Here is a 278-nt window from a genome sequence, read left to right on the forward strand (position 1 = left end):
GGTTGCCGGTGGATTTTGGCACGCACCTTCGCGAGCCCGGCGGTGAAGTCGGGCCCGACGTCGGGCAGTTTGTTGACGCGTTTCGGGTGCGGTGGGGCACCGGGGGCGGCGTTACGCCGCCACCAACACCGTCCCGCGAGGGGTCCGTCCCGGTAGATGCCGGTGGTGTACTGGCCGAGTTTGTCGCCGACCATCCGGTTGTGTTTCGGACACGCCGGAGCGAGGTCGTCGATGTTGGTCAACCCGCCCTTCGCATAATCCAGGGTGGCGTGATGGAT

General features: G+C 66.5%; 1 pseudogene. It reads right to left on the reverse strand.

Features of this window, described 5'->3' with window-relative positions:
- Positions 1–278: pseudogene (locus tag ACPXB3_RS22640) on the reverse strand (HNH endonuclease); the annotation flags it as partial.

This window comes from Gordonia sp. DT219 (genome assembly GCF_049847065.1).
Taxonomy (GTDB): Bacteria; Actinomycetota; Actinomycetes; order Mycobacteriales; family Mycobacteriaceae; genus Gordonia.